Raw genomic sequence first — 4460 nt, 5'->3', positions numbered from 1 at the left:
GCGATGCCGCAGACGCGCTCGACCTCCTCGGGGGTCCATTTCTCGACCTCGGCGCGCACCTGGTCCAGGCCGTAGACGCGCTGGGACAGGTATTCGGTATCTTCCCAGCCGTTGGCGAAGATCTCGCGCACCAGCCCCCACAGGAAGCCCACGTCCGAGCCGGGACGGATGCGCACGTATTCGTCCGAATGCGCCGCCGTGCGGGTGAACCGCGGATCGACGACGATCATCGGCGCGCCGTTCTCCTTGCCGTTCAGCACGTGCAGCATCGACACCGGGTGCGCCTCGGCGGGGTTGCCGCCGATGATCAGGATCGATTTCGAGTTGCGGATGTCGTTGAACGTGTTCGTCATCGCGCCGTAGCCGAAGGTGTTGGCCACGCCCGCGACGGTGGTCGAGTGGCAGATCCGCGCCTGGTGGTCGACGTTGTTGGTGCCCCAGTAGGCGGCGAACTTGCGGAAGAGGTAGGCCTGCTCGTTGGAATACTTGGCCGAGCCCAGCCAGTAGGCGCTGTCCGGGCCGAAGGTCTCGCGGATGTCCAGCAGCTTCTCGGAGATCTCCGAGATCGCCTGCTCCCACGAGATGCGGACCCATTCGCCGCCCTGTTTCTTCATCGGGTATTTCAGGCGCCGCTCGCCGATGGCGATCTCGCGCATCGCGGCACCCTTGGCGCAATGGGTGCCCTGGTTGATCGGGCTCTCGAAGGCGGGCTCCTGTCCGATCCAGACGCCGTTCTCGACCTCGGCCCACATCGAGCACCCGACCGAGCAGAACTGGCAGATCGTCTTGCGGTGGACCATGTCGGGCTGGTCGGGCGGCGCCAGCTGCGCCTGGACGCTGCGCGGCTGGACCGTGATCCCCGCCAGCGAGATTCCCGCCAGCCCCGAGGCCTTGAGGAAATCGCGGCGGGATTGCTGCCCCCGGGCAGGCTCGCGCGGGATTGCGGGACGCGGCGTCGGGCGGGTGGCGGTTTTTCTTTTCAGCATCGGCGTTTCCCCATTCCGGCCTTACTGGCGGGCAAGCTTGTAATACGTGCGGACATGGTCGCTGTCGGCCAGCCGGACCTGGCGGTGGTCGTCGGGCTGCGCGGGGCCGGCGGCCGCATCCGCGCCGGTGGCTTCGCCGGCGACGGCGGCCACCCCGGCCAGCGGCGCGATCTTCAGCAGGTCGCGGCGGGTTGCGGTCTTGCGGTTTTCGGATTTCGACATGGCGTGTGCTCCCTTGGGAGGCACGTTCCCGGAGTCCCCCCTTAGAGGAGGAACAAGACGCATCCCGATCATGTTCCGAAAAAATTCGGCCGTTCGCGGGATGCCGCCGGGTCAGCGGGCGGCGGGCAGGGCGCCGGGGCCTTGCGGGCAAGGGCGATGGCGCGTCGGGCGCCGGATCAACCGGCGCGTGTTTTTCACTGCGGTCGTCCCGGTATGGGCTGGGTCAGGTGGCCTCGGCCACCGCCAGGTCGGCCATGCGCAGGATCGCGTCGCGCGTCTCGGCGACCGCGATGAACCGCGCGTTGTGGCAGAACCGCGCGCCCTGCACGCCGGTCGCCTGTTCCAGCGCCGCATCGGTCAGCCCGGCCCACGAGGTCGGCAGGTCGGCGCGGGATTCGAACGTGTCGCCGCTCTTGCGGATCGTGGTCAGCGCCCAGTCGTTGTCCCGCGGATGGATCACGAACAGCAGGTGCGACGCCCCCGCCTTCTCGACCGCCGGGCGGAAGGGCATGCCCATCGGCAGCTCCAGCACCCGCGACTCTCCGGCCTCGGCGATTGCCTTCAGCACCATGCCCTCGGCGCGGCGCTTGGCGGCGCGCCCGTTCACGGCGGCCTCGACGAAGGCGCGCGCCACCGGCAGCGCCACGGCAAAGGCGCGGTCGTCGGAATCGGCTGCCGCGTCGTCGAAGGGCGGCTTCAGCGTCTCCAGCAGCACCGGCAGCGTCATGCCCGCCAGCGGCCCGGCCACCGACGGCTCGATCGCGCCGTTGTCCATCAGGTCGATCGGCACGACGAAGCCCTCGTCGAAGGCGGCGTGGATGTCCTCGACATCGCCGGCCGGCACATCCAGCGCGGCCAGGTAGTCGCGGCCGAAATGCTTCCAGATCAGTCCGAAGGACGAATAGGGGCGACCGTCCCCGCGCAGCGGGTTGGGGCGCTGGTGGTGGTCGAAGATGCCCGCCTCGGCATCATAGTCGCGGCCCACGTCGAAGACGATGCGCCCCTCGCCGGGCGCGATCCACTCGGGCGCGCGCGACCGCACCAGCGCGGCCTGCGGGAACAGCCGCGTCAGCACCACCGACGACAGAAGCTCGTCGGCGTGGAAGCCGCCGGAATGGGTGACGAGATGCGTGACGGTGCCGGTCATCGGGGCCTGCTGTTCTGCGACGGGACGGTGATCTTCGGCCCGCCATGCGGCCGGTCGGTGCGGCTCAGTGCGTCCAGGGACCCCGGCGATCGACCGAGAAGTTCTCGGCATAGCCACGGGGGCGGATGTTGGCGCGGCGCGTCTTCGGCTCGAACACCTGCGCGTCGATGCCGTGCTCGCGCGCATAGGCCAGCGCGGCCTCCTGCGTGTCGAAGCGCATGCGAACCTGCGACTGCGTGTCGTTAGACGACGTCCAGCCCATCAGCGGGTCGACCGATCGCGGGCTGTCGGGCGCGAATTCCAGCACCCAGTGCCGCGTCTTCGCCTGTCCGGACGACATGGCCGTCCGAGCCGGCCGGTAGATGCGTGCGCGCATGATGACCTCCTGTTACAGTGCGGCGTTATTCCCGAAATCGCCCGTCCCGGCAAGGGGGCGGGACCGCGGCATTTGACGCGCCTGCCGCACCTACTTGAATATCCCCGCGCAGACGACACCTAAAGCGCATCCCACGCCGGAGCCTCCATGCCCTACGCCCATTCCGACAAGACGATGCCGATCATGCACGCGCCCGCGCCCGACGTGAAGGCGCGCGACAAGCTCGAGGGCGGCAAGCGCTTCGTCATGCACACGGAATACGAGGCCGCCGGCGACCAGCCCACAGCCATCGCCGAGCTGGCCGAGGGCGTGATGGGCGGCGAGCGCGACCAGGTCCTGCTGGGCGCGACCGGCACCGGCAAGACCTTCACCATGGCCAAGGTGATCGAGAAGACCCAGCGCCCGGCCATCATCCTCGCCCCCAACAAGACGCTGGCCGCGCAGCTCTACGGCGAGTTCAAGAACTTCTTCCCCGAGAACGCCGTCGAGTACTTCGTCAGCTACTACGACTACTACCAGCCCGAGGCCTACGTGCCGCGCAGCGACACCTTCATCGAGAAGGAAAGCCAGATCAACGAGCAGATCGACCGGATGCGCCACTCCGCCACCCGCGCGCTGCTGGAACGCGACGACGTGATCATCGTCGCGTCTGTCTCGTGCATCTATGGCATCGGCTCGGTCGAGACCTACGGCGCGATGACGCAGGACCTGCATGTCGGCAAGGAATACAACCAGCGCAAGGTGATGGCCGATCTCGTGGCGCAGCAGTACCGCCGCAACGACCACGGCTTCCAGCGCGGCAGCTTCCGCGTGCGCGGCGACTCGCTCGAAGTGTGGCCCGCCCACCTCGAGGACCGCGCCTGGAAGCTGTCGTTCTTCGGCGACGAGCTCGAGGCGATCACCGAGTTCGATCCCCTGACCGGCGAGAAGACCGCCGGCTTCGACCGCATCCGCGTCTACGCCAACTCGCACTACGTCACGCCCAAGCCCACGATGCAGCAGGCTGTCATCCAGATCAAGAAAGAGCTGCGCCAGCGCCTCGACCAGCTGGTGGGCGAGGGCAAGCTGCTGGAAGCCCAGCGGCTGGAACAGCGCACCAACTTCGACATCGAGATGCTCGAGGCCACCGGCGTCTGCAACGGAATCGAGAACTACTCGCGCTATCTCACCGGCCGCGCGCCGGGCGAACCGCCCCCCACGTTGTTCGAGTTCATCCCCGACAACGCGATCGTCTTCGCGGATGAGTCCCACGTCTCGGTCCCGCAGATCGGCGGCATGTACAAGGGCGACTTCCGGCGCAAGATGACGCTGGCCGAACACGGCTTCCGCCTGCCGTCCTGCATGGACAACCGCCCGCTCAAGTTCGAGGAATGGGACGCCATGCGCCCGCAATCGGTCTTCGTCTCTGCCACGCCCGCGGCGTGGGAGCTGGACCAGACCGGCGGCGTCTTCACCGAACAGGTCATCCGCCCCACCGGCCTGATCGACCCGCAGGTGGAAATCCGCCCCGTCGACATGCAGGTCGACGACCTGCTGGACGAGATCCGCAAGGTCGCGCAGGCGGGCTACCGCACGCTCGCCACGGTGCTGACCAAGCGCATGGCCGAAGACCTGACCGAGTACCTGCACGAACAGGGCATCCGCGTGCGCTACATGCACAGCGACATCGACACGATCGAGCGGATCGAGATCCTGCGCGACCTGCGCCTCGGCGCCTTCGACGTGCTGG

The 4460-nt window shown here is 68.1% G+C and carries 5 protein-coding genes; 1 reads left to right on the top strand and 4 read right to left on the bottom strand.

The window, feature by feature from the left end:
* The 4 genes from ACFDTC_RS17615 to ACFDTC_RS17600 form a co-directional block, all read right to left on the bottom strand.
* Positions 1 to 986 (bottom strand): molybdopterin-dependent oxidoreductase (locus ACFDTC_RS17615; protein ID WP_375260181.1); only part of this gene is annotated, 986 nt, incomplete at its 3' end.
* A 21-nt stretch (positions 987 to 1007) separates the two neighbouring features.
* Positions 1008 to 1208, bottom strand: a complete 201-nt coding sequence (locus ACFDTC_RS17610; protein WP_375260180.1) for a hypothetical protein — start codon at positions 1206 to 1208, stop codon at positions 1008 to 1010.
* 223 nt (positions 1209 to 1431) lie between these two features.
* The gene (locus ACFDTC_RS17605) at positions 1432 to 2355 is read right to left on the bottom strand and encodes an MYG1 family protein (RefSeq protein WP_375260179.1); all 924 of its coding nucleotides are present in this window, start codon (positions 2353 to 2355) and stop codon (positions 1432 to 1434) included.
* Between the two features lie 64 nt (positions 2356 to 2419).
* Positions 2420 to 2731, bottom strand: coding sequence for an ETC complex I subunit (locus tag ACFDTC_RS17600; protein ID WP_375260178.1), 312 nt, complete (start codon positions 2729 to 2731; stop codon positions 2420 to 2422).
* 147 nt (positions 2732 to 2878) lie between these two features.
* Between ACFDTC_RS17600 and uvrB the strand changes: the two genes are divergently transcribed.
* A partial coding sequence (uvrB, locus tag ACFDTC_RS17595; RefSeq protein ID WP_375260177.1) for an excinuclease ABC subunit UvrB occupies positions 2879 to 4460 on the top strand: 1582 nt, incomplete at its 3' end.

Source organism: Citreimonas sp., from assembly GCF_042096055.1.
In the GTDB taxonomy this organism is placed as follows: Bacteria; Pseudomonadota; Alphaproteobacteria; order Rhodobacterales; family Rhodobacteraceae; genus Citreimonas.
This window is presented reverse-complemented; position numbering and strand designations above follow the sequence as displayed.